Source organism: Nocardia blacklockiae (genome assembly GCF_015477355.1).
GTDB classification, from domain to species: Bacteria; Actinomycetota; Actinomycetes; order Mycobacteriales; family Mycobacteriaceae; genus Nocardia; species Nocardia blacklockiae.
The window spans coordinates 1-530 of sequence record NZ_JADLRJ010000036.1 but is presented as its reverse complement, the minus strand read 5'-3'; the positions used below and the strand labels follow the sequence as shown (position 1 = coordinate 530).

The window sequence follows — 530 nt, the reverse complement described above, 5'->3', positions numbered from 1 at the left end:
AAATAAAATATAAACCGGGAAAAGAAAATATCGTTGCAGATGCTTTGAGTAAGCAGAATTTAAACATAATAACTAATCAAAATAATACTTCAAAACCTATAAACCACTTTAGAAACCAAATATGCATAACATTCTCCTATAAAAATAAATGTAACTCAGAAAGAATATTTCAAAAATATCTGAGGCATAACAAGCACAGAAAATCTAATAGAACCAGTAAAGAAAGCTTTAACAGATAAACATCTGAACGGAATATATTGTACTCCCGATACACAGAAAGATATACAAGAGGTAATAGACAAAAACATAAACTCCAATATAATATTGACAAACACATTGGTTAAGTATATAAAAAACATGGCGGAGCAAATACAGTTTATTCTGAACGTACATCGTCGAGATCATAGAAATTACAACAACAACTCGGTAGAACTACTTGAAAGCTATTTTTGGCCCGCATTAATGAAGATGACAATTGAAATTTGCCTTACCACTAAATACGATAGACATCCCAAAAAACATATTCTAAC

General features: G+C 30.0%; 1 protein-coding gene. It reads left to right on the top strand.

From position 1 onward, the window contains the following. Positions 1 to 239 (top strand): hypothetical protein (locus IU476_RS36610; RefSeq protein ID WP_228824856.1); only part of this gene is annotated, 239 nt, incomplete at its 5' end. Positions 240 to 530: the final 291 nt, after the last annotated feature.